This window comes from Agrobacterium sp. CCNWLW32, assembly GCF_037083425.1.
Lineage (GTDB): Bacteria > Pseudomonadota > Alphaproteobacteria > Rhizobiales > Rhizobiaceae > Agrobacterium > Agrobacterium radiobacter.
Genome location: NZ_JBAOJM010000006.1, coordinates 173,292 through 199,767, shown reverse-complemented (window position 1 = coordinate 199,767; position 26,476 = coordinate 173,292). Strand labels below are relative to the sequence as shown.

The following is a 26,476-nucleotide window of genomic DNA, read 5'->3' as shown; positions in this document are numbered from 1 at the left end:
CGTCCTTTCGGACGCGCAAAGGACGCTCCACAATGCCGTAAGCAGCCAATGAACGACGCGGCTTTATCATTGTTTTTTGAAATGTGCACCCGTTTCGGCCATGAATAACGGCGATTCACGTCATCATGATTCGATATTGAAGGGGAGCGGCGCATGGGCGAGGTCAAAACGGCGATCGGGCTGATGAGCGGGACATCGATGGACGGCATCGATATCGCCCTGTTGCGCACGGATGGCGAAAGCGTGGTGCGGCACGGGCCGAGCGGTTATTTCCCCTATGATCCGGGCCTGCGGGCCATCTGGCAGAAGGCGCTTGTGACAGCCAAATCCATTCGCGAACGGCGCGAGCGTCCCGGCGATCTTGGTGAGGCAGAGCGCAAGCTGACGCTTGCCCATACCGCGGCGGTCAAATCCTTCCTCCACCGTCACCGGCTTGAAGCCGGCGATATCGATGTGATCGGTTTTCATGGCCAGACGGTGCTGCACCGCCCGGATGAGGCGCTGACCGTGCAGATCGGCGACGGCGCGCTTCTGGCTGAAGAAACCGGCATCGATGTGGTTTACGACATGCGGGCGAACGACATGGTACATGGCGGGCAGGGCGCGCCGCTCATTCCCGCCTATCACATGGCGCTCTCCGCCAATCTGCCGGCAGAGTTCGAAACGCCTGCCGTCTTCGTCAATATTGGTGGCATATCCAACCTTACCTATATCGGCGAAGGAGGGCGACTTGCCGCTTTCGACAGCGGTCCCGGCAACATGTTGATCGACCAGTGGATCGAGGCGCATACGGGGAAAGCCTTCGACAAGGGTGGCAGGACGGCGGCGGGCGGCAGTGTCGTTGCCTCGCTCGTCACCCGCTACATGGAAAGCCCGTTCTTCTCGGCCAATATCCGCCGCTCCCTTGATCGCAGCGATTTTGTGCCACCGCAAAAGGGCGAGGCCTCGTTTGCCGACGGCGCGCGCACGCTGTCGCATCTGACGGGCGCTGCAATCCTCAAATCGGCGAGCTATCTGCCGGAAGAAGCAAAAACCTATGTGGTCTGCGGTGGCGGGCGTCTCAACCCGGTGATTATGGAAGAATTCGCGAGCCTTGCCGCAAAGGTGGGCGCGCGGGTGATTGCGGCGGAAGAGGCGGGTTTCGATGGCGGGGCGATGGAGGCGGAGGCCTGGGCCTATCTGGCCGTGCGATCGCTTAAAGGCTTGCCGCTGACCTACCCCGGAACGACGGGTGTGAATGAGCCGGTGACGGGTGGGGTTTTGGTGAGGGCGTAATAGACGACGGCGGGTGTGGCTCACCCCCCTCTGCCCTGCCGGGCATCTCCCCCTCAAGGGGGGAGATCGAATCGTGGCGACCTATCGGCCACCTTGAACGTAGCAGCTTAGGTAAAGAGCAGGCGTCTGGCTGATCTCCCCCCTTGAGGGGGAGATGCCCGGCAGGGCAGAGGGGGGTAAGCCAAGCCCGCCGTCGATCACTGTAGCTAGATCAAGACCTGCCCCGACGATGCGCGGCTTATCAGCGAATACGCTTCGCTGCCGGTTCCGGAACCAGTTCGCCATTCAGGCGGCGGTCGAGGTAGTCCTCGCATTCGCTCATCAGCTCATCAACCTTGCCGTTGAAGAAGTGGTTGGCGCCGGGAAGGGTGCGGTGGGTGATGAGGATGCCCTTCTGGGTCTTCAGCTTTTCGACCAGACCGTTCACATCCTTCTCTGGCGCGACCTTGTCGGCATCGCCGTTGATGATGAGGCCGGAAGACGGGCAGGGGGCGAGGAAGGAGAAGTCGTAGGTGTTGGGCTGCGGCGCAATCGACATGAAGCCCTCGATTTCCGGACGGCGCATCAGAAGCTGCATGCCGATCCAGGCGCCGAAGGAATAACCGGCAACCCAGCAGCTCTTCGAATCCGGATGCAGGCTCTGCACCCAGTCGAGAGCGGAAGCGGCGTCGGAAAGCTCGCCAGCACCATGGTCGAATTCGCCCTGGCTGCGGCCGATCGAGCGGAAATTGAACCGGAGCGTGGTGAAGCCGCGCTTCTGGAAAAGATAGAACAGCTGATAGACGATCTGGTTGTTCATCGTGCCGCCGAACTGCGGATGCGGATGAAGGATGATCGCTATCGGCGCGCTCTTTTCCTTGGAGGGTTGATAACGGCCTTCGAGGCGACCCGCAGGGCCGTTAAAAATGACTTCGGGCATTGGTACTCCGGTCGTGTTTTTTCATTCTCCAACCGCATTCTTCCGATGAGAAGACTTGACGAACTGTGTCATCTTTTCTAGAACGCAGTTTAGAATAATTCGAAACTTTGCGTGTGCTTAAGCACTCGGTCGTGTCATAAGGCAAGCGCAACTGTAATTTCAAGAAAAATGCGTTTTGGCGCAATTAAGATTGAGCGAAACTATTCCGCGATGACGGGTTTGACGCGCACATATATGGACTGGAACGCCACGGCGCCGCTTTTGCCCGCCGTGCGGGAGGTTCTCGTCTCCGCGCTGGAGATTGCCGGCAACCCGTCCTCCGTGCACCGGGAAGGGCGTGCCGCCCGCGCGGCCGTTGAGGCTGCCCGTCGTGATGTGGCGGTGCTTTGCGGCGCACAGGCATCCCACGTCACCTTTACCAGCGGGGCGACGGAAGCGGCCAATCTGGTGCTGACGCCGGATTTCAGGATGGGGCGCGCTCCCGTACGCTATGGTCGTCTTTACGTTTCGGCGATCGAACACCCCGCTTTTCGTGAAGGAGGCCGGTTCGGCAAGGCTGACGTTACGGAAATTCCCGTTACGTCAGCGGGTGTCATCGATCTTGCGGCCCTTGAGGCTCTGCTGTCTGCGCACGACAAGTCCACTGGTCTGCCGATGGTCGCCTGCATGCTGGTCAATAATGAGACCGGCATTCTTCAGCCGGTGGCTGAAGCGGCGCGGCTTGCACATGCAGCAGGGGGATTGATGGTTGTCGATGCCGTGCAGGCTGCTGGCCGCGTTCCGCTCGATATCAATGCATTGGATGCCGATTTCCTTGTGATCTCGTCCCACAAGCTTGGTGGCCCGAAGGGTGCTGGGGCGCTGGTGTCCCGCGGCGAGGTGATGATGCCAAAGCCGCTGATCCATGGTGGTGGCCAGGAAAAGGGACATCGTTCCGGTACTGAAAATACCCTGTCGGTCATCGGTTTCGGTGCCGCCGCCGCTATTGCTGCGCAAAACCTCGAGACCGAAGCGACGCGTCTTGCAGCGCTGCGCGCAAGGCTGGAAGACGGCATGCGGGCAGTCGCGCCTGACGTGATCATCTACGGTGAGGATGTCGGCCGTGTCGGCAATACCACGTTTTTCACCTTGCCCGGTTTGAAGGCGGAGACGGGCCAGATCGCCTTTGATATAGAAGGCATCGCGCTCTCGGCCGGTTCGGCCTGCTCTTCCGGCAAGGTGGGGGAAAGCCATGTGCTGACGGCGATGGGGCGCGACCCCAAGCTCGGCGCACTGAGGATTTCCCTTGGCCACGCGACTGATGAGGCAGATATTGAACGCACGCTTGCGGCGTTTACGAAAATTGCCGGGCGGCGCAAGCTGGCCGGTCAGGCCGCGTAAAATGCGGCAAAGAATTGCGGAATAGCAATTTTCCGCTTGCCGGGATGTGTGAAAAGCGCCATCCCGCACTTACATGGGTATAAGCTCCGCCCGTTTATGCGGCACGGACGATTTGCCCGAAGATGGATAAGGCGGCTTTCCGCCTTGATACGTTGACAAGCCACCGGACCTTGGCTCCGGCGAGATTGGAGAACGACATGGCAGCGGTTCAGGAAACGATCGATCAGGTCCGCCAGATCGATGTGGACCAGTATAAATACGGCTTCGAGACACAGATCGAAGTCGACAAGGCCCCGAAGGGCCTTTCGGAAGAGGTTATCCGCTTCATCTCGGCCAAGAAGCAGGAGCCGGAATGGATGCTGGAATGGCGTCTTGAGGCTTACAAGCGCTGGCTGACGATGGAAGAGCCGACATGGGCGCGCGTCAGCTATCCCAAGATCGACTTCAACGATCTCTATTATTATGCCGCACCGAAAAGCACCCCCGGCCCGAAGTCGCTGGACGAGGTCGATCCGGAACTGCTGAAGGTTTACGAGAAGCTCGGCATTCCGCTGAAGGAACAGGAACTCCTGGCCGGCGTGGAAAACCGCCGCGTGGCCGTGGATGCGGTGTTCGACAGCGTGTCCGTCGTCACCACCTTCAAGGCGGAACTGGCCAAGGCCGGCGTGATCTTCATGTCGATTTCCGAAGCCGTTCGCGAGCACCCGGATCTGGTGAAGAAATATCTCGGCTCGGTCGTTCCGACGACTGACAATTTCTACGCGACGCTGAACTCGGCTGTCTTTACCGACGGTTCCTTCGTGTTCGTGCCGAAGGGCGTGCGGTGCCCGATGGAGCTTTCCACCTATTTCCGCATCAACGAAAAGAACACCGGCCAGTTTGAACGCACGCTGATCATCGCCGAAGAAGGCGCCTACGTCTCCTATCTGGAAGGCTGCACCGCGCCGCAGCGCGACGAGAACCAGCTTCACGCCGCCGTGGTCGAACTCGTGGCACTCGACGATGCCGAAATCAAATATTCCACAGTCCAGAACTGGTATCCGGGCGACAAGGACGGCAAGGGCGGCATCTACAACTTCGTGACCAAGCGCGGCGATTGCCGTGGCGACCGTTCGAAGATCTCGTGGACGCAGGTTGAAACCGGTTCTGCCATCACCTGGAAATACCCGTCCTGCATTTTGCGCGGCGACGACAGCCGTGGCGAATTCTATTCGATTGCGGTTTCCAACGGCCATCAGCAGATCGACAGTGGCACCAAGATGATCCATCTCGGCAAGAACACGTCGAGCCGCATCATCGCCAAGGGCATTGCCGCCGGTTTCTCGGAAAACGTCTATCGCGGCCAGGTCTCGGCTCACCGCAAGGCGACCAACACGCGCAACTTCACGCAGTGCGACTCGCTTCTGATCGGCGACAAGTGCGGTGCCCATACCGTGCCCTATATCGAGGCGAAGAACTCGTCTGCTCATTTCGAGCATGAGGCGACCACGTCGAAGATTTCCGAAGACCAGCTGTTCTATTGCCTGCAGCGCGGCATTCCCGAGGAGTCGGCCATCGCACTGATCGTCAACGGCTTCGTGAAGGATGTCATCCAGCAGCTGCCGATGGAATTTGCGGTTGAAGCGCAGAAGCTGATCGGCATTTCGCTGGAAGGTTCGGTCGGCTGATCGTCATACGAATACGCACTTTGAGTGCGCGGTTTCGCGCACCTTCGCTCACACTATTCTTAGGATAAAACCATGCTTGAAATCATCGACCTGCACGCAAAGATCGCCGATACCGAAACCGAGATCATCAAGGGCCTCAACCTGAAGGTTGCTGCCGGTGAAGTTGCGGCCATCATGGGCCCGAACGGTTCCGGCAAGTCGACGCTGTCCTACATCCTGTCGGGCCGCGAAGACTATGAAGTCACCTCCGGTGACATCCTCTATAACGGCGAAAGCATTCTGGAACTGGATGCCGCCGAGCGCGCTGCCAAGGGTATTTTCCTGGCCTTCCAGTATCCGGTCGAAATTCCCGGTGTTGCCACCATGCAGTTCCTCAAGGTTGCTATGAACGAGCAGCGCAAGGCGCGCGGCGAGGCCGAGCTGACGACGCCGGACTTCATCCGTCGCGTCAAGGAAGCTGCCGGCGACCTGAAGATCGACATGGACATGCTGAAGCGTCCGCTGAACGTTGGGTTCTCCGGCGGTGAGAAGAAGCGCGCCGAAATCCTGCAGATGGCGCTGCTGGAGCCGAAGCTCTGCGTTCTCGACGAAACCGATAGCGGCCTCGACATCGACGCGCTGAAGATCGTGGCTGATGGCGTCAACGCGCTGAAGTCGCCGGATCGCGCCACTGTCGTCATCACCCACTACCAGCGCCTGCTCGATTACATCGTGCCTGATAGCGTTCACGTTCTTTACAAGGGCAAGATCATCCGTTCGGGCGACAAGGCCCTGGCGCTGGAGCTGGAAAACAATGGTTACGCCGACATCATCGGTGAAGCGGCCTAAGCCAGAGGCCAGGAGGTGATGTCCATGAACATTCAAACGACCAATCGGCTGACGCCAGCGGAAACCGCGCTGATCGACGCCTATACCGCCAAGTTCAGCGAATTGCCGGGCAATGGTGCGGTTGTCGCCGCCCGTGACGTGCTGTTCGACGATCTGAAGACCGGCGGTCTTCCGACCCGCCGCATCGAGGCGTGGCACTATACCGATCTCAAGAGCCTGTTGCGTGCCATTCCCGAGGACCAGCCCGCACCTGTTATCGAAAAGCAGGCGTCTGTTGTCGCCGGCTCGTCCGTCGCCTACGTGCTGCATGGCACGGCCAATGTCGGCAAGATCGAAGACATCAGCGTTTCCAGCTTTGCCGAGAGCCTGCTTGACGGCTCGGCCGCCACAGGCCTTGCGGAAGCCAGCAAGGACGACGTGATCGGCCGTATCAACGGCAGCTTCGTGCGCGACGGCCTGATGCTCGACATTCCCGCTGATGCCGAGATCGAAAAGCCGATCGAATTGCAGGCGATTCATGGCGCAGGTCAGGTTCACAGCCGCTTCCCGGTGCGCTTCGGCAAGGGTTCCAAGGCGACCGTCATCGAGCGTCACCTTTCGGTGACTTCGGATGCCGCCCTGGTTTCCTCCGTCACCGACATCGTTGTCGAAGACGGTGCGGAAGTGACCTGGATCATCCTGCAGCAACAGGGCGCGGCCGATATTCATCTTGGCCAGCTGCGCATGAAAATCGGTGCGGACGCCAAGATTCGTCTGTTCGTCATCAATGCCGGCGGCAAGCTGGTACGGCAGGAACTGCGCATCGACGTGGACGGCGAGGGTACTGACCTCATCGTTCGCGGCGTCAACCTGTTGGGCGGCGAAACCCATACCGACGTGACGATGGTTCTTGGCCACAACGTGCCGAACACGACCTCGACGGAAGTGTTCCGCAACGTGGTCTTCGACCGTGCAAAGGGCATTTTCCAGGGCATGATCCGGGTTGCCCCCGATGCCCAGAAGACCGATGCGAAGATGGCGTGTAATACGCTGCTGATGTCTGACGATGGCGAGTTCTCGGCAAAGCCGGAGCTTGAAATCTTCGCCGACGACGTTCAGTGCGGTCACGGTGCGACGGTTGCCGATATTGACGACAACCATCTCTATTATCTGATGGCGCGCGGCGTGCCGCGGGCAAAGGCGCGGGCGATGCTTGTCAACGCCTTCGTCGCTGAGATCGCCGAGGAACTGGAAGAAGAAAATCTGGTAGAGGCGCTGGAGACTATCATCTCCGGCTGGCTGGAACATCATGCCTGAGAGCGAACGCGCCGCATTGGCGGCCCCTTATGACGTTGAAGCCGTGCGGAAGGATTTCCCGATCCTGTCGCGCGAGGTCTATGGCAAGCCGCTGGTCTATCTCGACAACGGCGCGTCCGCTCAAAAACCGCAGGTGGTAATCGACGCCGTTTCTCATGCCTATTCCAATGAATATGCGAATGTGCATCGTGGCCTGCATTTCCTCTCCAATGCCGCAACCGACGCCTATGAGGCGGCGCGCGAAAAGGTGCGCCGTTTCCTGAATGCCGGTTCGGTGGACGAGATCGTCTTCACCAAATCCTCCACCGAGGCGATCAATACGGTTGCTTACGGTTACGGCATGCCAAAGATCGGCGAGGGCGACGAGATCGTCATCTCGATCATGGAACATCACTCCAACATCGTGCCGTGGCATTTCATTCGCGAGCGGCAGGGCGCCAAGCTTGTCTGGGTGCCTGTCGATGATGACGGCGCGTTCCATATCGAGGCTTTCGAAAAAAGCCTGACGGAGCGCACCAAGCTCGTTGCCATCACCCATATGTCGAATGCGCTGGGCACCATCGTGCCGGTCAAGGAAATCTGCCGCATCGCCCATGAGCGCGGCATTCCGGTGCTTGTCGATGGCTCTCAGGGCGCGGTTCACATGCCGGTCGACGTGCGCGATATCGATTGCGACTGGTACGTCATGACCGGCCACAAGCTTTACGGTCCCTCGGGCATCGGCGTGCTCTACGGCAAGGCTGACCGCTTGCGCGAGATGCGGCCGTTCCAGGGCGGCGGGGAGATGATCCTCGACGTTTCCGAAGACAACGTGACCTATAACGAGCCGCCGCACCGTTTCGAAGCCGGCACGCCGCCGATCGTGCAGGCCATCGGTCTCGGTTACGCGCTTGATTATATGGACAATCTCGGCCGTGCCGCGATTGCCGCGCATGAGGCAGATCTTGCGGCTTACGCCGCTGAGCGGCTGCGCGAGATCAATTCGCTGCGCATCATCGGCAATGCGCCTGACAAGGGCGGCATCTTCTCCTTCGAGCTCGAGGGCATCCATGCCCATGACGTTTCGATGGTGATCGACCGGCGCGGCGTTGCCGTGCGCGCCGGCACCCATTGCGCCATGCCGCTCTTGAAACGGTTCGGCGTCACCTCCACATGCCGGGCATCGTTCGGCCTTTACAATACCCGCGCCGAAGTAGACTCTCTTGTTGAGGCGCTGGAATATGCGCGCAAATTTTTCGCCTGATATCGGAATAAGAGATCAGGATTGAGGTTTAAGACCATGACTGCCGAAGCCACTGCAAAGACCCAGGATGCGACCGAAGCCCAGGAAAAGGTGTCCACCATTCCGCCGGATGAGCTGGCGCGCCTCAGCGACGACGTGATTGCGGCGCTGAAAACCGTCTACGACCCGGAAATTCCAGCCGATATTTTCGAACTCGGTCTCGTCTACAAGATCGACATCGAAGACGACCGGATGGTCAAGATCGTCATGACGCTGACGGCCCCGGGTTGCCCGGTTGCAGGTGAAATGCCGGGCTGGGTGGAAAATGCCGTGGGCGCCGTCGAGGGTGTTTCCGGTGTTACCGTTGAAATGACCTTCGATCCGCCTTGGACGCCGGACCGCATGTCGGAAGAAGCGCAGGTCGCCGTCGGCTGGTACTGACGTGATTTTGACAGGTGTCATCCCTTGATGACACTCTCAGGCGCTATTAAGTTGAATTCCATAAGCATCGAGCCTTGAACTCGATTGTCGAAGGAGAATGGGCCGATGGGCTTTGCGATCATGACCATGACCGGGGCTGCCGCCTCGCGTGTTAAAGCAATCGTCGAAAATTCCGGCCCTGATGCCAAGGGCGTGCGCGTCGGCATCAAGAAGGGCGGCTGCGCGGGCATGGAATATACCATCGACCTCGTGACCGAAGCGGATGCGAAGGACGATCTGGTCGAATTCGAAGGCGCCAGGGTCTGGGTTCAGCCTTCTGCCGTGCTTTATCTGCTCGGCACGCAGATGGATTTCGAAGTGACCAAGATGCGCTCTGGCTTCACCTTCAACAATCCGAACCAGACATCCGCCTGCGGCTGTGGTGAATCGGTTGAGCTGAAGCCTGCCGATCTGGCAGCGCTGGCAAAGCAGCGCGAGGCAGAGGCCAGCGTCTGATTGGTTACGGCTATCTCTGCGATGGAGAGGCAGACCTTTCTTATGCACGCAGCGCTCCCACAAACGCGACGTCATCCCCGTCAAATCGCTTGAGACGTTTGTAGATCCTCGGGTCAAGCCCGAGGATGATGGATGAGAGGTTTGAGGTTCTTTTTCCGCAAACTGCGCCCGGCGTAAAAATCAGCTTTCGAAGGATCATGACTGCTGTTTGAGGGTTTCGATAAAATCCGCCAGCGGATGAATTGATGGCGTCGTCGTCAATAGAGGTTCGAGAGCCGCCGCGATCATCCCGCAATCCCCCGCGGAAAGTGGCCGAAGGCTTGAAGTGACCTTGTTATAGTCGGGCTTGCCGCGTGACGCGAGGGAACGATTGATCACAAACACTTCCGTCTGCCCGTCAGTTCGTTCCACGAAGAGAGCGAGCGAACCGCCGTCCGCGGCAGCGGCGCTGTCCGATACCGATTTGAACATCCAGACTCCATCCGATAAACTTGAGGGTGAGCCTATCCGATTGACGCCCTGAAGCAAGGTTATCGGATATTCCGCGAGGTTTGGCAGGAGGTGCGTGACCACCTGCCACCCATACTGAAAAGGTATTTCGGACAGCTGACAGGACTGATCGTGGGGAGGAAACCGGGATGGAAATCAATAGCGCCTCGATTGATATCTGGACCATAGGTCTGATCGTCGCCGGCGTCGTGGCTGGTCTGACGCTGATCGTCGGCATTATTTATCTTACATTTTACTGGGAGGAGAAGGCGCGCCTGCGAGCGCGGTCTGCGACATCCAAGGGTGACACGCAGAATGGCCTTCAGTTCGAGCGGACCGAGGGTGGAGAATGGCCGACGGTGCACGGTGACGGGGGAACGCATCATTGAACAGGCGGATTATTTGATGCGACCGGAGCCAGATATTATCGCAAACGCGAAAAGCGGCGGTGAGAGAAGCATTCGCGGGTGTCACCCTGGGTGGTGGCGTCGGCCTTTCCGAGGCGCAGGCGCTTGACGATTATGCGAATAATGAGGTTCGCGCCGCGTGTCGTGCTGGCGACGAGAAGAATGACTGGGCCGCTATCTCCGTGGAGGACCTCAACAGACATTCCGGCAGCCCCGCCTTCCTTGATGCTGAAGGAATGCGATTTCATCTGCCCGCCTATATGACTGCTGATCTCGATGGCGACTACAGGCACGAATTCGCACCCTATTTGTGCAGGTGCCAGGAGAAATTTTCCTTACTGACCCTGCTGCAACGGAATGCCGTGGAAGCGTATCTCCGCGCCATCAGTGAGAAGGAAAACCTGCCGCCCTATCAGGACGATATAGAGCGCGCGCTCGAAGAATGGGTGGATATGCGTGCTCCACGGTGAGCGATTAGAGCGGATCGGGTCAATCCCCAAGGAGGAGTTGCAGCTTGCCGTTTCTTCTCACACAAAGCCGGTTGCGGTTTGAACGCCGACTTTCACTCATGTCGCAACGCTTCTATCGGGCTCAGGCTTGCCGCCCGCCGTGCCGGGAAATACCCGAAAATCACCCCGATGGCCGCCGAAAAGGCGAAAGCGAGGAAGATGATCGAGGGGCTGGTGACAAAGGGCACGGTGAGATAGCTGACGACGGCATAAGCGAGGCCGAGGCCGGTAAGGATGCCGACGAGGCCACCGAAGGCCGACAGCATGACGGCTTCCACCAGAAACTGCGTCAGCACCTGTTTTTCCAGCGCGCCGATGGCAAGTCGAATGCCGATCTCGCGGGTGCGTTCCGTCACTGAGACCAGCATGATGTTCATGATGCCGATGCCGCCCACCAGAAGGCTGACGGCGGCGACCGCGCCCAAAAGCCCGGTCAGCAGCGTCGTCGTGCCGGTCATGGCCGAGGCGATCTGCGTCATGTCGTTGACGGTGAAGTCATCCTCACGGCCGATGCCGATGCGGCGGCGCTCGCGCAGCAGGTTCTGCAGGTCGCTCTGCACCTTGGCGGTGGAAACGCCATCCTGCGCTGAAACCATGATCGAGGAAATGGTGGTGGTGCCGCCAATGCGCCGCTGGTGGATTTTAAGCGGCATGATGATCGTGTCGTCCTGGTCGTCACCGAGGCCGGACTGGCCTTTTCTGGCCAGCACACCGATGACGGGGCAGGAGATGTTGCTGACGCGGATCGTCTGCCCCACAGGGTTTTCTGCCCCAAAGAGTTCCTGACGCACCGTTTCGCCGATGATGCAGCCGATCTGGCCGCCGCGATCTTCGGCGGGCTGGAAGTCGCGGCCGAGCGCAATGGTCCAGTTCTGCGCGATCAGATAATCGTTGGTGGTGCCGATGACACTTGTCTGGTGGTTCTTGCCGCCGAAAATGACGGTTGCGGCGGAACTGCGGTTCTGCGGCGCAACGGCACGGATGCCTGATATCTGGTTGCGGATGGCCTCGACATCGCGGTCATCGAAGCGTTTGGCTTCGGTGCTGGCACGGCCGGGGCCGAACTGGCCGGGACGGACGAACAGCATGTTGGTGCCGAGCCGTGACAGTTCCGATTTCACCTGTTCCGTCGTGCCATTGCCGATGGTGACCATGGCGATGACGGCGGCCACGCCGATGACGACACCAAGCACGGTGAGGAAGGAGCGCAGCAGGTTGCGGCTGATGGCGCGCAGCGCAAGACGCGACGTTTCAAAGAACATCTGATGTCTCCTTTTTGTCCGCGGCGCTATCGGAGGCGAGATGGCCGTCGACAAAGCGCAGGAGGCGTCCGGCGTGGGCGGCGATATCCTCTTCATGCGTGACCATGACGACCGTGATGCCCCTGTCACGATTGAGTGCGGTGATCAGTTCCATGATCTCGACACTGGTTTTCGTATCGAGATTGCCGGTCGGCTCGTCGGCCAGAAGCAGGGCAGGGCGGGTGACGATGGCGCGGGCAATGGCCACACGCTGCTGCTGGCCGCCGGAAAGCTCCTGCGTGGTGTGGTCCTCGCGGCCCTTCAAACCTACCTGCGCCAGCGCCTCCATGGCGCGCTCGCGCCGTTCCGAGGCCTTCATGCCGCGATAGATCAGCGGCAGCTCGACATTTTCCACGGCCGAGGTGCGTGAGAGAAGATTGAAACCCTGAAACACGAAACCCAGCATGTGCCGGCGCAGCAGCGTCAAATGTTCATTGTCGAAACTGCTGGTCGGCACGCCCTGGAACAGATATTCGCCTGATGTCGGCACATCCAGACAGCCTATGATGTTCATCGAGGTGGATTTGCCCGATCCTGACGGCCCCATGATGGCGACGAACTCCTTCTCGCGAATGGAGAGGCTGACGCCATCGAGCGCGCGGATCGTCGCTTCGCCGCGGCCATATTGCTTGACGACATCGCGGAATTCGATGAGCGGCGGCTGTTGCATGCGCTTGTCCTCCGTCAGCCGGCGTTGCGGGCCGTTGCGTCGGTGATCACCTGGTCATCGGCCTTCAACTCGCCCGATTTTACCACGGTATGCTGGCCGTCGGTGGAACCGGTTTCAATGGAAACGGAGACCGGATTGTTGTTGCGCAGCACCCAGACCGTTCTTTTGCCTGTCGCAGCCTGGCCGGCGTCGCGGTTCTGCGAGCGGCCCATGCGGGGCGGGCGGAACAGGCTCATCAGCCCGCCGCCACGGGAGGCGGATTCGCGCGGCGGCGTATAACGAAGCGCGGAATTCGGCACCAGCAGCGTGTCCTTGATTTCCTCGACAATGATATTGGCGGTCGCCGTCATGCCGGGGCGCAGCAGCAGTTCCTCATTGTCGACAGTCAATATGCCCTTGTAGGTCACCACGTTGGACACGGTTTCGGACGCGAAGCGCACGGTCTCGATCTCGGCCGGGAAACTGCGGTCGGGATAGGCATCGACGTTAAAATTGGCCTTCTGGCCGGTTTCGACCTTGCCGACATCGGCCTCATCCACTGAGACCTGCAATTCCATGTGGCGCAGATCACCGGCGATGGTGAAGAGAACAGGGGCGTTGAGCGAGGAGGCGACGGTGGCGCCGGGATCGACGCTGCGGGTGAGGATGACGCCATCGATGGGCGAGACGATCTTTGCCTTGCCGAGATTGACCTCGGCGAGCCTCAGATCCGCCTCCGCTGACAGCACCGTTGCCTCGTTGACCTGCAGCGTGGCGGCGGCGGCATCATGGGTGAACTGCGCCGCATCCAGATCCTGCTGGCTGGACACCCGGTTCTGCACCAGCGATCTCAGGCGCTCCATCGAGGTTTTTGCCGAGCCGAGATCGGCGCGCGCCTTCAGCACATTGGCCTTGGCGGAGGCAAGCTTGGCGCGGGCGCTCTGCACATCGGCCTCCAGCTTGTTGGTATCCAGTTCCGCCAACACGTCTCCGGCCTTGACCGGCGTATTATAGGTGACGTTGACCTTGCGCACCGTGCCGGACAGTTCGCTCGATATATCGACCTGATCCGTCGGCTGAACCGAGCCCGTGGAGGTGACGATGACCGAGAGATCGCCCTGACGCGCGGCCTCCGTGGTGTAGCTATAGGCGACGCCGGCTGCGCGTGACTGGTAATAATAACCAAGGCCCCCGCCAATCAGCACAATGGCTGCTGCGGCATAGAGATATCGGCGCGACTTTTTCTTGCGGCCGTTTCTGTTTGTTCCCAGAATCTCGCGCAGATCGGGCTGGCTGTTTTTTGTATCGCTGCCACTCGTATTGGCGTCATTCATTCTCATCACCCGCAAAGTTCAAAATACCACAGAGGGTTGTTTCCGCTCTCCGGTTTGTCCGTCCATCTGTCGCCGTTGTATTCCTCTGATTGTGGGAAGTGACATAGCTTGCCCTGAGGGTGAAGTGAAAACTTGGTAATATTTATGATAGTTCTGGTCTGTTAGAGATAAATCCGGAAATATCGATGCCATAAACGCGGCTGAGCTTTCAGCGGCGACATTCAGGACGATGATGAAATGAACGACAATGTGGTGAAGTTCCGCAAACCGGTGCCGCCGAAGAAGCCACGCGAACCGCTGGGGCCGAAAGCCAGGAAGGCCTTGACGATTGCGGCTGTCATCGCGTTTTTTGTGGCGGTGTGGGGGTATTTCACACTGTTTGGGCAGGGGTAGGGCTGTGAGGGCCTGTTTATGACGGCTATGGCCTAAGCGGACTTTGTTCGGTGAGCGTGGGAAGCCTCGGAATGGTCACCCTGGAGACGAGGACGCCGAATGCCATGAGACTTGCTCACATCAATCTTGTTGCCCGCAATGTGGAAGCACTTGCCACGTTTTACGTGAACGTCATGAAATGCGATGTTCTTCGCGAACCGAGGACATTATCCGGCGAAAAGGTTTCCCGGGGAAACGGGCTTTCAAACTCAGAAATTCGTACAGTCTGGCTTAGATTCCCAGAACTGGAGCAGCCTTTTCTGGAGATTCACGAACACAGGGTCACCCATCCCCGTGAACAGCCAAGGGTTAATGAACCCGGCTTTGGGCACTTAGCTTTCCAGATGGAAGATATTAGTGCGACCCTCTCCAGCATCATCGAAGCCGGCGGCGCACAGATCGGGCAGATTACTGATTTCGGGACGCCGGAGATGCCCTATCTGATCGCTTATGCACGCGATCCGGAAGGAAATGTGCTTGAGCTTGAACAGACTGATTACGCGGTCTTGGTTTGTCCATTTTGCAAATAGACCCATTGAATTCACATGGGAATTTTTTGACCTTCCAAACAGATGCGGGCATTCCGCTGCGTTTGATTTGGGCACATTTCCAGATAGGGCGCAAAAAAGCCCGCCGGAGCGGGCCTCAAAGAGTCAAAATGTAAGACTTCGCTAGAGACGAATGCCAGCCTGGATCAGGTCCGACCTTCTGTAGAAACGGGCGATGAATCCTTCGGGTTCGAAGATCGGCGAAAGGCCGACGTCCTCCAATTCAACCTTGATTGCGGCCCTGTAACCTTGGCGAGATTTGGCGATCTCCGTCAGGGAAGCATGCGCCGCATGGAACTCTGCCAAGGACTGCCGCTCAATGAACTTCACAACATGCCCCGTTTTCCGGCGGACGGTCCGCTGACGGAGGTAACCGCGCTTGATGAGGTCCGCGACCGTGATGGTCGTTGTGCCGAGCGCGAGTTCAGCCTCCTTGAGCCGCATCAGTTCGGCGTCGCCTCCCGCCAGGGGGGTGCCTTTTTTCTGCTCTTTTCGGGCCTCTGCGGACGCGGGCGTCGGTGAAGCAATATGGACCCGTTCGAAGACTGGTCCGTCGCCGGAAACGATGAACGCCTCGACACCCCCGTCCAAGACCATTTCCACAAGTCGGTTGAACGGCTGACGAAATGCAGGAGCCGCTGAGGCAAGCGACACCAAACCCTCCGTGAATGCTACAACGGTCGATTTGTTCTCGAGAGATTGAACCAGAGCGTCCAACGCACCAATTTCGATTCTGACGAAGGCTCGCTCGCCGTCGACCCGCTTCTCGACTTGCGTCAGGACACCGACGCTCAAAAGACCGTGTACCATTTCTTCGCTGACACCCAACACGTCTCCTGCCTCCCTGCTGTTCAGCGTGTCGCGTGCCGCTTGAAGGATCGGCCGCAAGGTGGCAGCATCGAAGTATGTAGAGGCGTCAGAGAGGCCGTCACGAAAGCTAGGATCGTTTGCCTTCATCAAGGCCCTGATCCGATCGTGGGGAAGACCATACTCGGCGTGTGCGGAGCTCACACTGTGAAAGTGTCTGGTCCGCACGGGCTTGAAGATGGTCTGCCCCTCACCGAATGGCATGTTGCGCTCGAGGATATCCTGCATGAGATCGATTACAGGCCCATACGCTTCTTTGACGAGGTTGCGGCGCAGCCACCTCACCATCGGCCCGAGAACCAACTCGACATACTGCATTTTCGGGCGCTTATCATCGATGACTTTCCCGATGACGCGACGGATTTCACCTTCGCCCGATACTGCGAGATTGAATCCCCATTCGCGAAGGTCGGTCTCGTCGTGCATCCACGCCTTGATGTCGTGAAGGACCAGGAAGTCACCGAGATAGCGGGTGAACTCGGCAGCGACATGTGCGTCGAGCCTGCCGAGGAAGCCATCCCCTCCAACCAGGAACACCCTGTCGCGCATATACGCATCCAGTCGAGGCTGGCGGCTCGGCGCATAAGCCGCCGCGGCGTCCTCGATAAATTCGAGATTGGCATTCACGAATTGCGGGAAATCGTGAATGCCGCCAGCGGCATCCACTGCCACTTCCGTTAGCCGGCAGCCGTGAACTGGACATCCTTCGATCCCGCGAATGGTCCACCACGCACGGCGATAGGCACGGGACGCCAAACGTCCCGCCTCCCTTTCTCGGTCTTCCAGCACGCATTGGGCACAGAAGCGATGCATTCGGCCCGGACGCATGTCCTTGCTGAGGGTTGCACATCCCATCTGCCAGGTGCCGCCAGCCCCAGACGCCCTCGCGGTCAGTTTTCCCAGCGCAGCGACGGGCACCCCAGACCACTCGCTGACCAACGACAGGGCATCCATCTCTCCGTGGACGATGGCATTGGCCGTGGTGTCCGTGTGTGCGAGAAACTCCCGCAGAGACGGATATCCGTTGGCGGCGGCAAGACGGGCGACCAGATCGATCGCCGCCTCGTCCTCGTGATGGGCAAGCGTTACGGGCAGAACCATCACTTGCCTCCCTTGCCAGCGGTGGCCAAGTCGGCCAGCGCGTTGCCAGGATCGATTTCGCTCCAGCGCGCGGCGGTGAACACGTTATCGCTCGGAAGGCAACCGGTGTCCCGCTGGTAGTTGTAAGCGAAGGCGCGGCGATCTACTGTACCCTTGCCCTTGTGCATGACGAGGAAGCACGCCGCTTGGACTGCCTCGATGATCTTCCCGTAGCACCCGCTGTTGGCGGCGCACAGACGGCCGAGGAAATCGTCGGTACGGAGTTCCTCGGGGAGGCTCAGGCCGCACTTGCCTTCAACGATGTCGGCCAACACCTGCACGATGCTGGCCTTGTCTCCGTGCAGGCTCAGCGGGATGAAGCGCATGACCATTGAACGGTTGGCCAGTTGCTGATCGCCCGTAAGCAGCTCCGCGAGCTCCGGCATTCCGGAATAGATCGTGTGCAACGGCCAGTCATCGATCTGCATCAGGCTCTTGAGACGATCCTGGACGTCGAGGATCGCGCGGCTGCGGCTGTGGCGCAGCAGGTGCTGTGCTTCGTCCACGTGGAGATAGATGATCCCGCGCTCGCGCAACTGGGCCTTCACGGTCGCGAAGAGCTGGCCTTCCGTCATCCTCGCCTTAGACGGTACTCCGATGGCATCCAGGATCGCCATGGCGAAGTCTTTCGTCGTGCACGGCTTCGGTGCCTCGATGCTCAGCAGCGGCCGCACGGTCTCACCGAACTCGTTCTTCCGCGGCTGGAATTCGGGAATGCGGCTGAAGTGATGACGGAGCGCGAAGGACTTACCGCTGCCCGAGGCCCCGATGAGGAACAGAGCGCGCCGGCGCGATCCTACGCCGCGACGGCAAGCTTCTACATTGTCGGCTAGGTCGTGCAGCATCGTGTCCAGCCGCGTGTCGCGTGCGTGTTCGATGTAGCCGCTGTAGACTTCGGCCTTCTTGTCGTTGATCGCGTCGAAAGCGATGACGTTCGTAGCGTTTTCCATATCAGTACTCCTCATAGTAGTTGTCAGTGGTTTCGGCAGGAGTCGGCGTTTCGGCCGGCGTCTGCTCAACGGCGGCGGCACGCTTCTTCTTCCGCGCATCGCGTTCGCGTTCTGCGTGGAATTCGGGGATCAAACGGGAATCGGAGACCGATCCGTCACGGAGAGGGTCCGAGGGAAGCGCGAAGGCAGTCGTAAGGGTTGGTGTGTCCGCCGACTTCACGGCGACCCACGCGCCGAACAACTCGGCCTCGAGGGCTTCATAGTGTTCGGCCGTCATGTTGCGCGGGGTCAGGTTCGCGCGGAGCGCTGCGGCCCTTCCGCTCTCGGCAAGGCGGTTGATAGTTCGGTTCATCGCAGCGAGACCAGCCTCCGCCTCGGCGGCGTGCTGTGTCCGGAGGTCATGGCGGGCGACAATCCACTCTGCCAGAGACAGGTTGCGCGCGATATCGACCTTGTTCTCGACGACGAACCACCCCTTGTCACCCCGGACCGCGATGTGCTCCAGATTCTCGGGATCGACCTTGATCTCGAATTCCATCTGTCCGTACTTCTTGCGCTGGCGGTCCAGCTCCTCGTTGGCGTACGGGATGCCCATGAATGGTATGCCGTATTGCCCGATGCGGCGCTTGAACTTCGTACCGAAGACATGCAGCATGAATTCGGGGTCTTGGCTCGGGAACTCGATGTCGTGTTCTTGGGTGGCGCGAACCCAGGCGTTATGCGGAGACGCCCCACCAAGGCCACTGTGCGGCTTGTTGTGGTAGATGTCGCAGATCGCCAGGGTGAAGAGCTGGATCATCTCGTCGACCTGCAGACTGATCTGATGTTCCGGGTTGTAATCACCCTTCTCGGCGATCGACCCGAACGTTCTGCCGTCGAAGAACGACGCGATCAGCGGGCCGATCGAGTGGAACAGGCTCTCGATGAAGGGACGAGCTTTGGGATTGCCCGCCTGCGGCCGGTTAAACGTGATCTTCGCCGCGCGCATGATGCCTTCGACAAGCGCGTTGGCGAATTCCGTGCCGTTGTCGCTGAAGATGTTGCGCGGCTGGACCATCCCGATCCACGGCGTCTCCGCCCCGACGAAGTCGGAAATGTGCCGCTTGTCGGACATGATCATACGGATGGCCGCCGCTGCCGAAACGGCGTTCGGGTTGACGCTCGCCCTGAACGCAAGAATGTAGCGTGTGGCAACATCGATCGCCGCCACAAACCAGATGCGCTTACCGACCATCGCCTCTTTGTACGATGGCGGAAGGATGTCCCACATCCCGGTTTCAACGAAGAGGGCCATGAGATCGACGTTCCAGAAGTCGATCTCGATGCGCTCGCCGACGAACAACGCGGGGATGCCACCTCTCTTCGACATCCCGAAGCGCTTGAGCGCCGAGGCACGACCGTGGCGGCCGTCCCATTTGTCGAACTCGTCGAATTTCGAGATCATAGTCTCGAACTTGTGGCGGGTGACCTTCAGGAGCGGCGTGGTGCGCTCTGCATTCACCTTCTCCAGTGCTGCCAGATAGTCACGGTAGACCTGCGCCATTGTGGGCTTACGGTCCGTCATGTAATTGAGGGCTTGCTTGTGGGCGAACGCCGTTGAATCCGCGTCAACCTTGCGAAGGTGCAGGCCAGGACCGTGATGGCGGTGGACGATTCCGAGGGTATCGCCACCGCAGGCGTGATAACGCTTGTAGTCGCGGCGGAACGTCTTCACCGACGGTGTCGGAAAGGTCTTTACTTCGACCATCGCGTCGGCGCGGACGTCTGTATCCTCGTCATCGAGACCTAGCATCTCGGCGATGATTTCTCTGCGCCAGGCTCTGAGCTTGGCCTCGAACATCTCCTTCGACCATCGCGGCTTTTTGCCGAGAGTCAGCCATTCTGCATCGAAGCGCTTGATGAGCTTTTCGCGAAACAACGCGAGGTCACGGCGCTTGCCGACAATGTCTGAGAACGTGTTGTCGCCGAAAATCGCGCGCAGACGCTGGTTTTCAGGATCGTTGTAGCCATAGCGGATTTTGGCAACTCCGCCGGCGAGTTTCGAATAGACCTCACCGTGCAACACGAAGCGTTCGTCGCTGACGTTCGCCTCGTTGCTAAAGGTCCACCCGTCGGCGTCTCGTTTCTTGGGTTTCCAGTTAACGTCGTCATCGGTGAAGCGATCGGCGTGACGCATTCTGACGATGGCGTGGCGGAAGAGGCTGGGTCTCTGGAAGTCGGTCAGCATCGCAGGCTCCTTTTAGGGCGATCGGAAGTCGGGTGATGGGTGGGGGTTATCGGCGGACCATCAGCATGGTCAGATCGTCGATCCGGCCGGGTGTCTCGGTCAGAAGGACACACTCGTCGATCAGCAACAGGAGTGCCGTGCGACGAGCTGCCCGGTTCTCACACCCGCGGAGAAGTTCACCGAAGCGAAAGGGGCCATGAAACTTCTGGACGGCTTCAAAAGCTCGGTCGTATTCGGCGTCGACACGCATTCGACGGGCGCGCAGGATGCGTTCCGCGTTTTCATAAGCACCGTATGTCGCCTCCCGTTCGGTCATGAGACGGATGCCGTGGACCGCGCCAAGCGTCGTCGAGCCGTTCCGGTTCTTCCGGAGGAAGCCTTCCGCCTTGATACGCTTCAGCAAGTCCGCCATCGCATCCGACTTGCGGGCGTGCTTCACCGCGACGGCTACAATCTCGCCATCGTCGAAAACCACGCAGAAGTCACAGATATGCTCGCGCCATACTCCGTCGGCATCGCGATACAGCAGCACCGGGAATTGCGAGTAGATAGCCTTTACGTCTTTGCGGAGCTGGAGGACCTTCGAGACGCGGCGCTCGAGATCGCTCTCGTGATAGACCACCGTTTCCTTGAAGACCGAGAAACCGCGCAGAGTCTTGGCGTGCGTAGCCGGCGGCTTGCGCACGGCACGTTCGGCTACCGGCTCGTTCCAGAACTTGGTTTCAGTCGTCGTTCCGACGACGATTCCGCGTTATTCCGCATTCCACGGCATCGGATGGCCCGTTCTCGGCCATACGGTTGGCATAACCGAAGGTGCGCGGCTGGATTGGAGGCATGCTCAGGAAGCCGAGACCTGCCTTGTGAAGCGCAATGTGTTTGGAAACCTGACGTGCAAAATGCATGAAGCCCTCCTTAGGCTCGAACAAGATGACGACATACGGTGCCTCCAGACGGAATTGTCCGCCCGAATGATCACTTTGTTCGTATGCCTATCTCGTTCATGCTTGGCTCCTTGCGTCAGCGATTTCCCAATACCGATTTTTTCGGCACTGCATAGAGTATCAGAGCCGGATCGGGGCATTTTGTGCCCCGGATTGGTGCACTTCTTTGATCTTGGTTAATGGGGTCCTTCGAAAAAATCCTTACTTTTAACCTCTAAGATGACCTAAGGCCCATACCGAATCCGCCATCCTATTTATTTCAGGTTTTCAGCGATCGTCCGAGTACAGGTTTCATCGTTTCCGACGTTAGTTGTAGCAACCGGCTTCCACGTGTCTCGATCAAAATCGAAGAACTCGACGACGCAGGTGTTGGTTTCGTAGTTCAACCATTGGGCAGCGACCAGTCGGCTATCGCGACGAAAGTCCAAACTCAGATACATGTGCTCTTCCCCGCCACGGGGGAATGAACCCGGGCGGCCCGTTTGATTGTTGGCGACGATAACGAATGAGCACCCCGTACCGCACCCGATCTGGATAAGGGTATATTGGCCAGCGAAATTTGGCCCTTGACGCATACCGTCGCGAATACGAGTTCTGAAACTGTTGAATTCGCGATCACGCCCCTTGAAGTCGGGCATGACGGTCTTTCCGGAAAGACGACCTCGAGCAGGATAGCTGGAAAGGTCTGGCCTCCTGAACGTCGCGCTTGGAGCAATCCCTACGGCCCTTTCCTGTTTATAGGATGTTACTTCACACGCGTGCCAGCGCATTTGATAGCCGTATTCCCCCTCACGACCGTAACACCATCCTACGGCCTCAAGCTTGTTGCCAATGGCTTCGCGCCGTTCACAGGCCACATTTGTTTCTGGCAAATCACCGCGGTCTCCGCGGCAGGCAGAATTCTGTTCCGCCCACTGGGATATTAGACGTACGGGTTGAGAGACCCCCTTGTCGGTCTGGATAACCTTGCCCATTTCCGAGAGGATTACGCCCGCCCTCTGGTCCCAAACCAGAGAAAACTCGGCGGAGCCGGATGAGGTCCGGTTCCCGACATCACGTTTCGTGAACCAGTCAACGATGCCGTCAACCTTGCAGGTTTCCGCGCAAGTCACCTTCGTTGCACTCGCATTCACGCTGTATGCGCGGACCGGCCATCTATTCGCGAAGTTCCGTTTTTCGTTAACGACAGCGGATTTCGGCGTGGCTTTACCGTAGAAATCGACGGTCTCCGCGTAAGCCTTTTCCATAAAGCTCAACGCTTCCTCATTCCCCCTGGACCAGGCATCATGGTACGCCGTTATGAACGCCAATGCCTTTTCCTCAGTTGTGGCCGGAGATGCGTCAGTGGTTTGCGCGGTTGCAGGCACCGCCGCTGGGGCGACCTTGGACGCATCAACGGATTTAGTCAGATCGGCCATACTTCCCCAGGTCACTTTATAGCTCTGCATCTCGCTAGCCGTGAGATACCGCATGTCGTCACTGGGAACCGACAGGCTAAGTTGGAGCAGTTTGGGGTCGACGTCCATTTCGACAAGGTACGTCATGATCTGGGCGGTCAGCGCTTGAACCGCTGCGACCGCAGTATGTCCCTCGATAGTGGTTTCCGGAGAGAAGGAAGACTGGTGTACACCGATCGCGCCGGGCTCTGCTTGGCGATTCACGCCTCCGACAAAAGCGAGTGCGCAAGCCGAAGCGCATTCGGCAGACCGAAGCTGGAGCGTCGATAGCCCGAGCGACCTGATCATCCTCCCATAAGCCATCGCCGTCATGACGTTGCCGCCGTTGCTGTTGAAGGTGATCAGTTTGGCACCGCTTGCGGCGACTTCACGTGCAAGTTGGTCAGGATGGTCCGATGTGGTGAACTCACCCTTGAGTAGGAGAACAGGCGAAGAGTTGTCGATTGGAACACGCTCAAGGGTGATGTCCGCAAGTGCGGCTCCGACCCAGGTCATCGACACTGTTGTCGATACCAATAGTATACGCTGAAACACGACTTCTGCCCCCGTTCGCCTCGAGACGCATGCTATCGTGTCAATCACTACGTGCAATATCGAAAGCGGCTAAACTGCGCTCAATGACGGCCTCGAGTAGATCAGGCGAGCCGAAATGTCGGCGAAGCAGTCAGGATAGGCGAGCAGGCCGCCGTCGTTCAATATTCTTGCCATCATCGAAGCTCCAGTTTCAGCCAGTTTGCAACCTGAACCCGTCTTGAGGTCAATAGGTATGGGTAGTTTGAATCGCTGTCGCCGCAACGTCTGGTGTACGGCGCAATCCAGTCGGGACAGAATGAGCCGTTTGCGGGTGGTGGAAATGCCGAACATTCACCCGTAGGCCAGCCGGAGCGCAGCCATGTCACCGCTGCTGAGCGCCGCCAGGTTGGCTTCGATTTTCTCGATAGGCCAGTCCCACCAGGCGAGACGAAGCAGTTCGTCGATGACTTCGCTGGGATAACGCATTCGGATAATAGATGCTGGATTTCCGCCGACAACTGCGTAGGGCGGTACATCTCGTGCGACGACCGAAGCGGCAGCGACAATCGCACCCGTTCCTATGTGAACGCCTGGCATGATTGCCGCGTTCTGGCCAATCCAGACGTCGTGGTCCACGATCGTGTCCTTGACGGGCAGGTCTTTGTAACCAAAGGTCTCCGGCTTGAAGATACGAAACGGGTAGGTGGTGAAGCCGGTCATCGGGTGGTTCGCCGAACTGGTAATGAAGTAGCTTCCTCTCGCGATCTGCACGAACTTGCCGATTACCAGTCGTTCGCGCACACCGTGACCGAGATAAGGAGCTAGGATCAGGGCAGTGTCTTCGGGCTTTCCGGCATGCGTATAATAGCTGAAATCACCGATCTCCATCCGCGGATGATCTATGACGTTCTTCAGGTACACCGTGTCCCGATAGATAGTCCCGTCGGGCAGCGTAATCGGATGGATGGCATTTGCGTCGAGAAGAGCCATACAGAACCTTTCGAATGCCAGCCGGCCAGAAACGGCATCCTGTTTAACCTCGTGGGTGATTTTGTCGCTGTCAGGCTATTTTCTCCCGACCGAGAAATCCATCACGGGTGGTGTATCGTTCCAATGAATAGTTTTGATGGCCAACGTCGGGGTTGAACACATCTACCTTCTACGACGTCTCCGATAGGGCGCTTCCGTGCAAGCGAGTATATGGAAGCCCGGAGGTGATCCGATGTGATTATCTGTGTGGTCAGTGGCGGGTGTTCCGTTGACCACACAAAGTCTTCAGAACAGATTGCGAGTGTCGCTCCTCGGGTCGTTTGCCACCTGATGAGGAACGTAAAGTTGGGCACGCGCCTTTCGCCGCCACGGTCGAGCCGGATTTTCCGGGTCAATCACAATGTCCGCAACAGTGATCGCGGCTCCGCCATCTGCCGTGCACAGTGCTTTCCATTGACCATTCGGCGCAGCAATTCCCGAAGGGGCCAGCATGCTTTGCGGCGCGTGAGCGGCATAGCTGATCCAGTACGTATTGCTGGCCGCATGTCCCAATACCTCGGCGGCAAAACCTGATGCAGCGGACGGCGTTTCGCCCGTGGTCGAAAACAGGACGCAATCTACCTCAAGCCGCTCATATTCGGTGAATATCTCTGGATAATGCGTTTCCATTCCAAGCGCGCAGCCGAAGCGGACGCCACCAACGTCAAATGTCACAGGAGTTCTTCCTGGCGAATACATGAATGAGACTTTTGTGTTCGACAACATTCGCTCGTCGTAACGTGTCACCAGTTCCCCCTGATCAGAGATGACGTACAGACTGTTATGTGGCCGATGTGGAGCGGTGAGCTGATGAACTGAACCAAACACCGTCCATAGCTGAAGCTCCTTCGCGAGCTGGCTGGTCAGATTGAGTTCGTCACGCAAGGTCGCCCATTCGAATTTGGCCCAGGCAGAAGGACCAATTTCTCTAGGTCCATTTGCGGACATGATCCGCTTATTGGGCGAGCAGATTGCCCCCTCAGGGAAATGCACAAGACGCGCACCCGCGTTATGCGCCTCTTCCATCAGGCTGCGCATTTCCCGCCCACCGGCCCGAAGCGCCGAAATGTCACGGGGATCATCGAACAACGATGTTTGCCCGACAGCTAATCGTATCGAACGGATCGCGGAGGTATCCGTTGGCTGCCGAATATGTCGGAGTGCTGAGGTATAGGATTCGCCGGTTTTCGCGGCACGAGCACGCACACGGCGCTTGAGATTACCGTTTTTCGTCATCTTGGAGCCTTCCACGTCCCGGACCCAGTTCCCCAGCAACCCGCCCGAAACGCTCGGACCAAGATAATGACCTGAGACGGAAGTCCCTTTGCCTCCGTTCAAGACCCTGCTGGGGAGAGTCTGGGAGGTTTGGCGCAGGTCACGCCAAGACCAGGATGGTAGCGGAATGATGATTCGTCAATGTGGTTCGATGCCAGGGTGAGCGAGATGCCGATGGCGATTGGAAATTTTACACGGGTGGAAAATCGGAGTTCGCTGCTCGTGCTGTTGAACAGGCGGCTGCCCAAGCAGCGGCGAGAGCTTGCAATTCGATGAGTGTTCTTCTGCTGAACCAATCACCGTTTCTCGCTGATGTAGAGGTAACGGTCGACAAAGACGCCGCTTTCCCGGAGCTGTTTCCGATAAACTTCTTTTCTGTCGTGCACTTGTTGTGCGACTTTTTGCGATGGTGTGTTTTCGGGGCTGGTGATGCTGACCACTCTCGGTAAACCGAGGCTGTGAAATGCATAGTCGCGGCACGCAATTGCTGCCTCGGTTGCGAAACCGTTTCCCCAGAAATCACGCCACAGATGGTAACCTATTTCAGGCTCGGGACCCGCGGGGGTTTCCTGTAGTGTAATACCACAATCGCCAATGACTTCTCCTGAGGACGCATCGATGACGGCCCAAAGGCCGAAGCCATGTCGGTCGTAGGTATCGAACGCGAGTTTTTGAAACCATGTGCGGATTTCTGAGGGTGACTTGGTACCCGGATAAAACCGCATACATTCGGGGTCGGCGTATATCCTCCCAAGCGAAACGAGATCGGTCTCCTCGATCCTGCGTAGACACAGTCGCTCCGTTGTCAGAATGATCGACACGCTACCTCCATTTCTCCTGCCCATATTACCCCCTTGGTGGACAGAACGCGGCATTGACCAGGGT

The 26,476-nt window shown here is 58.6% G+C and carries 26 protein-coding genes; 12 read left to right on the top strand and 14 right to left on the bottom strand.

The window, feature by feature from the left end:
• Positions 1–153: 153 nt before the first annotated feature.
• The gene (locus V6R85_RS15490; RefSeq protein WP_111834497.1) at positions 154–1,275 is read left to right on the top strand and encodes an anhydro-N-acetylmuramic acid kinase; all 1,122 of its coding nucleotides are present in this window, start codon (positions 154–156) and stop codon (positions 1,273–1,275) included.
• 241 nt (positions 1,276–1,516) lie between these two features.
• Here the strand turns inward: V6R85_RS15490 and V6R85_RS15485 are convergent, their stop codons facing one another.
• Positions 1,517–2,194: an alpha/beta hydrolase gene (locus V6R85_RS15485; protein WP_003507952.1), complete on the bottom strand. Its 678-nt coding sequence runs from the start codon at positions 2,192–2,194 to the stop codon at positions 1,517–1,519.
• 210 nt (positions 2,195–2,404) lie between these two features.
• On the opposite strand from V6R85_RS15485, the gene V6R85_RS15480 reads away from it, so the two are divergent.
• From V6R85_RS15480 to sufA, 7 genes are all read left to right on the top strand, one after another.
• Entirely contained in the window at positions 2,405–3,574 is a 1,170-nt protein-coding gene (locus V6R85_RS15480; RefSeq protein WP_111834545.1) for a cysteine desulfurase family protein, read from the top strand.
• A 197-nt stretch (positions 3,575–3,771) separates the two neighbouring features.
• Complete coding sequence (gene sufB, locus V6R85_RS15475) at positions 3,772–5,241, top strand: Fe-S cluster assembly protein SufB (RefSeq protein ID WP_060726327.1); 1,470 nt, start codon at positions 3,772–3,774, stop codon at positions 5,239–5,241.
• Positions 5,242–5,313: 72 nt separating this feature from the next.
• The gene (gene sufC / locus V6R85_RS15470; protein ID WP_003507958.1) at positions 5,314–6,069 is read left to right on the top strand and encodes a Fe-S cluster assembly ATPase SufC; all 756 of its coding nucleotides are present in this window, start codon (positions 5,314–5,316) and stop codon (positions 6,067–6,069) included.
• Between the two features lie 24 nt (positions 6,070–6,093).
• The gene (gene sufD / locus V6R85_RS15465; protein ID WP_111796303.1) at positions 6,094–7,365 is read left to right on the top strand and encodes a Fe-S cluster assembly protein SufD; all 1,272 of its coding nucleotides are present in this window, start codon (positions 6,094–6,096) and stop codon (positions 7,363–7,365) included.
• A complete protein-coding gene (locus V6R85_RS15460) occupies positions 7,358–8,608 on the top strand; it encodes a cysteine desulfurase (protein ID WP_087744168.1) in 1,251 nt (416 codons plus the stop codon). The genes sufD and V6R85_RS15460 overlap by 8 nt, the downstream gene beginning before the upstream one ends.
• A 36-nt stretch (positions 8,609–8,644) precedes the next feature.
• The gene (locus V6R85_RS15455) at positions 8,645–9,028 is read left to right on the top strand and encodes an SUF system Fe-S cluster assembly protein (protein ID WP_003507963.1); all 384 of its coding nucleotides are present in this window, start codon (positions 8,645–8,647) and stop codon (positions 9,026–9,028) included.
• Between the two features lie 105 nt (positions 9,029–9,133).
• Positions 9,134–9,523, top strand: coding sequence for a Fe-S cluster assembly scaffold SufA (gene sufA / locus V6R85_RS15450; protein ID WP_003507965.1), 390 nt, complete (start codon positions 9,134–9,136; stop codon positions 9,521–9,523).
• Positions 9,524–9,718: 195 nt separating this feature from the next.
• Here the strand turns inward: sufA and V6R85_RS15445 are convergent, their stop codons facing one another.
• A complete protein-coding gene (locus V6R85_RS15445; protein WP_003507967.1) occupies positions 9,719–9,994 on the bottom strand; it encodes a hypothetical protein in 276 nt (91 codons plus the stop codon).
• A gap of 167 nt (positions 9,995–10,161) precedes the next feature.
• On the opposite strand from V6R85_RS15445, the gene V6R85_RS15440 reads away from it, so the two are divergent.
• Both V6R85_RS15440 and V6R85_RS15435 read left to right on the top strand, forming a co-directional pair.
• Positions 10,162–10,401: a hypothetical protein gene (locus V6R85_RS15440; RefSeq protein ID WP_003507969.1), complete on the top strand. Its 240-nt coding sequence runs from the start codon at positions 10,162–10,164 to the stop codon at positions 10,399–10,401.
• Between the two features lie 59 nt (positions 10,402–10,460).
• Positions 10,461–10,889: a DUF6714 family protein gene (locus tag V6R85_RS15435; RefSeq protein WP_236775571.1), complete on the top strand. Its 429-nt coding sequence runs from the start codon at positions 10,461–10,463 to the stop codon at positions 10,887–10,889.
• Between the two features lie 92 nt (positions 10,890–10,981).
• Here V6R85_RS15435 and V6R85_RS15430 read toward each other — a convergent pair whose 3' ends face one another.
• The 3 genes from V6R85_RS15430 to V6R85_RS15420 are packed head-to-tail and all read right to left on the bottom strand — an operon-like array spanning position 10,982 to position 14,212.
• Complete coding sequence (locus tag V6R85_RS15430) at positions 10,982–12,190, bottom strand: ABC transporter permease (RefSeq protein ID WP_111834496.1); 1,209 nt, start codon at positions 12,188–12,190, stop codon at positions 10,982–10,984.
• Positions 12,180–12,899, bottom strand: coding sequence for an ABC transporter ATP-binding protein (locus tag V6R85_RS15425; RefSeq protein WP_020012822.1), 720 nt, complete (start codon positions 12,897–12,899; stop codon positions 12,180–12,182). Before V6R85_RS15425 ends, V6R85_RS15430 begins: the two co-directional genes overlap by 11 nt.
• A 14-nt stretch (positions 12,900–12,913) precedes the next feature.
• Entirely contained in the window at positions 12,914–14,212 is a 1,299-nt protein-coding gene (locus tag V6R85_RS15420) for an efflux RND transporter periplasmic adaptor subunit (protein ID WP_060723292.1), read from the bottom strand.
• 237 nt (positions 14,213–14,449) lie between these two features.
• Between V6R85_RS15420 and V6R85_RS15415 the strand changes: the two genes are divergently transcribed.
• Together V6R85_RS15415 and V6R85_RS15410 are read left to right on the top strand one after the other, a co-directional pair.
• Positions 14,450–14,605 carry a hypothetical protein gene (locus tag V6R85_RS15415; protein ID WP_003507979.1) on the top strand — a complete coding sequence of 52 codons (156 nt, stop codon included), beginning with the start codon at positions 14,450–14,452 and terminating at the stop codon, positions 14,603–14,605.
• A gap of 71 nt (positions 14,606–14,676) precedes the next feature.
• Positions 14,677–15,174, top strand: coding sequence for a VOC family protein (locus V6R85_RS15410; RefSeq protein ID WP_236775570.1), 498 nt, complete (start codon positions 14,677–14,679; stop codon positions 15,172–15,174).
• Between the two features lie 141 nt (positions 15,175–15,315).
• Here V6R85_RS15410 and V6R85_RS15405 read toward each other — a convergent pair whose 3' ends face one another.
• The 9 genes from V6R85_RS15405 to V6R85_RS15365 all read right to left on the bottom strand — a co-directional run bounded on the left by V6R85_RS15405 (position 15,316) and on the right by V6R85_RS15365 (position 26,412).
• Positions 15,316–17,160 carry a TniQ family protein gene (locus tag V6R85_RS15405; protein ID WP_111834495.1) on the bottom strand — a complete coding sequence of 615 codons (1,845 nt, stop codon included), beginning with the start codon at positions 17,158–17,160 and terminating at the stop codon, positions 15,316–15,318.
• Positions 17,160–18,149, bottom strand: a complete 990-nt coding sequence (locus V6R85_RS15400; protein ID WP_111834494.1) for an ATP-binding protein — start codon at positions 18,147–18,149, stop codon at positions 17,160–17,162. Before V6R85_RS15400 ends, V6R85_RS15405 begins: the two co-directional genes overlap by 1 nt.
• Before the next feature lies 1 nt (position 18,150).
• On the bottom strand, positions 18,151–20,376 hold the full coding sequence (locus tag V6R85_RS15395) for a Mu transposase C-terminal domain-containing protein (protein ID WP_111834493.1): 2,226 nt from the start codon (positions 20,374–20,376) through the stop codon (positions 18,151–18,153).
• A gap of 46 nt (positions 20,377–20,422) precedes the next feature.
• Positions 20,423–21,061, bottom strand: coding sequence for a hypothetical protein (locus tag V6R85_RS15390; protein WP_111785026.1), 639 nt, complete (start codon positions 21,059–21,061; stop codon positions 20,423–20,425).
• A 37-nt stretch (positions 21,062–21,098) separates the two neighbouring features.
• A complete protein-coding gene (locus V6R85_RS15385; RefSeq protein WP_080834807.1) occupies positions 21,099–21,278 on the bottom strand; it encodes a hypothetical protein in 180 nt (59 codons plus the stop codon).
• 293 nt (positions 21,279–21,571) lie between these two features.
• The gene (locus V6R85_RS15380; protein ID WP_236775569.1) at positions 21,572–23,269 is read right to left on the bottom strand and encodes a hypothetical protein; all 1,698 of its coding nucleotides are present in this window, start codon (positions 23,267–23,269) and stop codon (positions 21,572–21,574) included.
• A 369-nt stretch (positions 23,270–23,638) separates the two neighbouring features.
• Positions 23,639–24,277, bottom strand: a complete 639-nt coding sequence (locus tag V6R85_RS15375) for a CatB-related O-acetyltransferase (protein ID WP_111834491.1) — start codon at positions 24,275–24,277, stop codon at positions 23,639–23,641.
• 285 nt (positions 24,278–24,562) lie between these two features.
• A complete protein-coding gene (locus V6R85_RS15370; RefSeq protein WP_111834490.1) occupies positions 24,563–25,552 on the bottom strand; it encodes a carbon-nitrogen hydrolase family protein in 990 nt (329 codons plus the stop codon).
• Positions 25,553–25,887: 335 nt separating this feature from the next.
• Complete coding sequence (locus V6R85_RS15365; protein ID WP_111834489.1) at positions 25,888–26,412, bottom strand: GNAT family N-acetyltransferase; 525 nt, start codon at positions 26,410–26,412, stop codon at positions 25,888–25,890.
• Between the last annotated feature and the right edge of the window lie 64 nt (positions 26,413–26,476).

Excerpts from the sequence above, each read along its gene's own strand:
- V6R85_RS15490 (WP_111834497.1), top strand. The coding sequence starts at position 154 with ATGGGCGAGGTCAAAACGGCGATCGGGCTGATGAGCGGGACATCGATG.
- V6R85_RS15485 (WP_003507952.1), bottom strand. The coding sequence starts at position 2,194 with ATGCCCGAAGTCATTTTTAACGGCCCTGCGGGTCGCCTCGAAGGCCGT.
- V6R85_RS15480 (WP_111834545.1), top strand. The coding sequence starts at position 2,405 with ATGACGGGTTTGACGCGCACATATATGGACTGGAACGCCACGGCGCCG.
- sufB (WP_060726327.1), top strand. The coding sequence starts at position 3,772 with ATGGCAGCGGTTCAGGAAACGATCGATCAGGTCCGCCAGATCGATGTG.
- sufC (WP_003507958.1), top strand. The coding sequence starts at position 5,314 with ATGCTTGAAATCATCGACCTGCACGCAAAGATCGCCGATACCGAAACC.
- sufD (WP_111796303.1), top strand. The coding sequence starts at position 6,094 with ATGAACATTCAAACGACCAATCGGCTGACGCCAGCGGAAACCGCGCTG.
- V6R85_RS15460 (WP_087744168.1), top strand. The coding sequence starts at position 7,358 with ATGCCTGAGAGCGAACGCGCCGCATTGGCGGCCCCTTATGACGTTGAA.
- V6R85_RS15455 (WP_003507963.1), top strand. The coding sequence starts at position 8,645 with ATGACTGCCGAAGCCACTGCAAAGACCCAGGATGCGACCGAAGCCCAG.
- sufA (WP_003507965.1), top strand. The coding sequence starts at position 9,134 with ATGGGCTTTGCGATCATGACCATGACCGGGGCTGCCGCCTCGCGTGTT.
- V6R85_RS15445 (WP_003507967.1), bottom strand. The coding sequence starts at position 9,994 with ATGTTCAAATCGGTATCGGACAGCGCCGCTGCCGCGGACGGCGGTTCG.
- V6R85_RS15440 (WP_003507969.1), top strand. The coding sequence starts at position 10,162 with ATGGAAATCAATAGCGCCTCGATTGATATCTGGACCATAGGTCTGATC.
- V6R85_RS15430 (WP_111834496.1), bottom strand. The coding sequence starts at position 12,190 with ATGTTCTTTGAAACGTCGCGTCTTGCGCTGCGCGCCATCAGCCGCAAC.
- V6R85_RS15425 (WP_020012822.1), bottom strand. The coding sequence starts at position 12,899 with ATGCAACAGCCGCCGCTCATCGAATTCCGCGATGTCGTCAAGCAATAT.
- V6R85_RS15420 (WP_060723292.1), bottom strand. The coding sequence starts at position 14,212 with ATGAATGACGCCAATACGAGTGGCAGCGATACAAAAAACAGCCAGCCC.
- V6R85_RS15415 (WP_003507979.1), top strand. The coding sequence starts at position 14,450 with ATGAACGACAATGTGGTGAAGTTCCGCAAACCGGTGCCGCCGAAGAAG.
- V6R85_RS15410 (WP_236775570.1), top strand. The coding sequence starts at position 14,677 with ATGGTCACCCTGGAGACGAGGACGCCGAATGCCATGAGACTTGCTCAC.
- V6R85_RS15405 (WP_111834495.1), bottom strand. The coding sequence starts at position 17,160 with ATGGTTCTGCCCGTAACGCTTGCCCATCACGAGGACGAGGCGGCGATC.
- V6R85_RS15400 (WP_111834494.1), bottom strand. The coding sequence starts at position 18,149 with ATGGAAAACGCTACGAACGTCATCGCTTTCGACGCGATCAACGACAAG.
- V6R85_RS15395 (WP_111834493.1), bottom strand. The coding sequence starts at position 20,376 with ATGCTGACCGACTTCCAGAGACCCAGCCTCTTCCGCCACGCCATCGTC.
- V6R85_RS15385 (WP_080834807.1), bottom strand. The coding sequence starts at position 21,278 with ATGCATTTTGCACGTCAGGTTTCCAAACACATTGCGCTTCACAAGGCA.
- V6R85_RS15380 (WP_236775569.1), bottom strand. The coding sequence starts at position 23,269 with ATGACCTGGGTCGGAGCCGCACTTGCGGACATCACCCTTGAGCGTGTT.
- V6R85_RS15375 (WP_111834491.1), bottom strand. The coding sequence starts at position 24,277 with ATGGCTCTTCTCGACGCAAATGCCATCCATCCGATTACGCTGCCCGAC.
- V6R85_RS15370 (WP_111834490.1), bottom strand. The coding sequence starts at position 25,552 with ATGACGAAAAACGGTAATCTCAAGCGCCGTGTGCGTGCTCGTGCCGCG.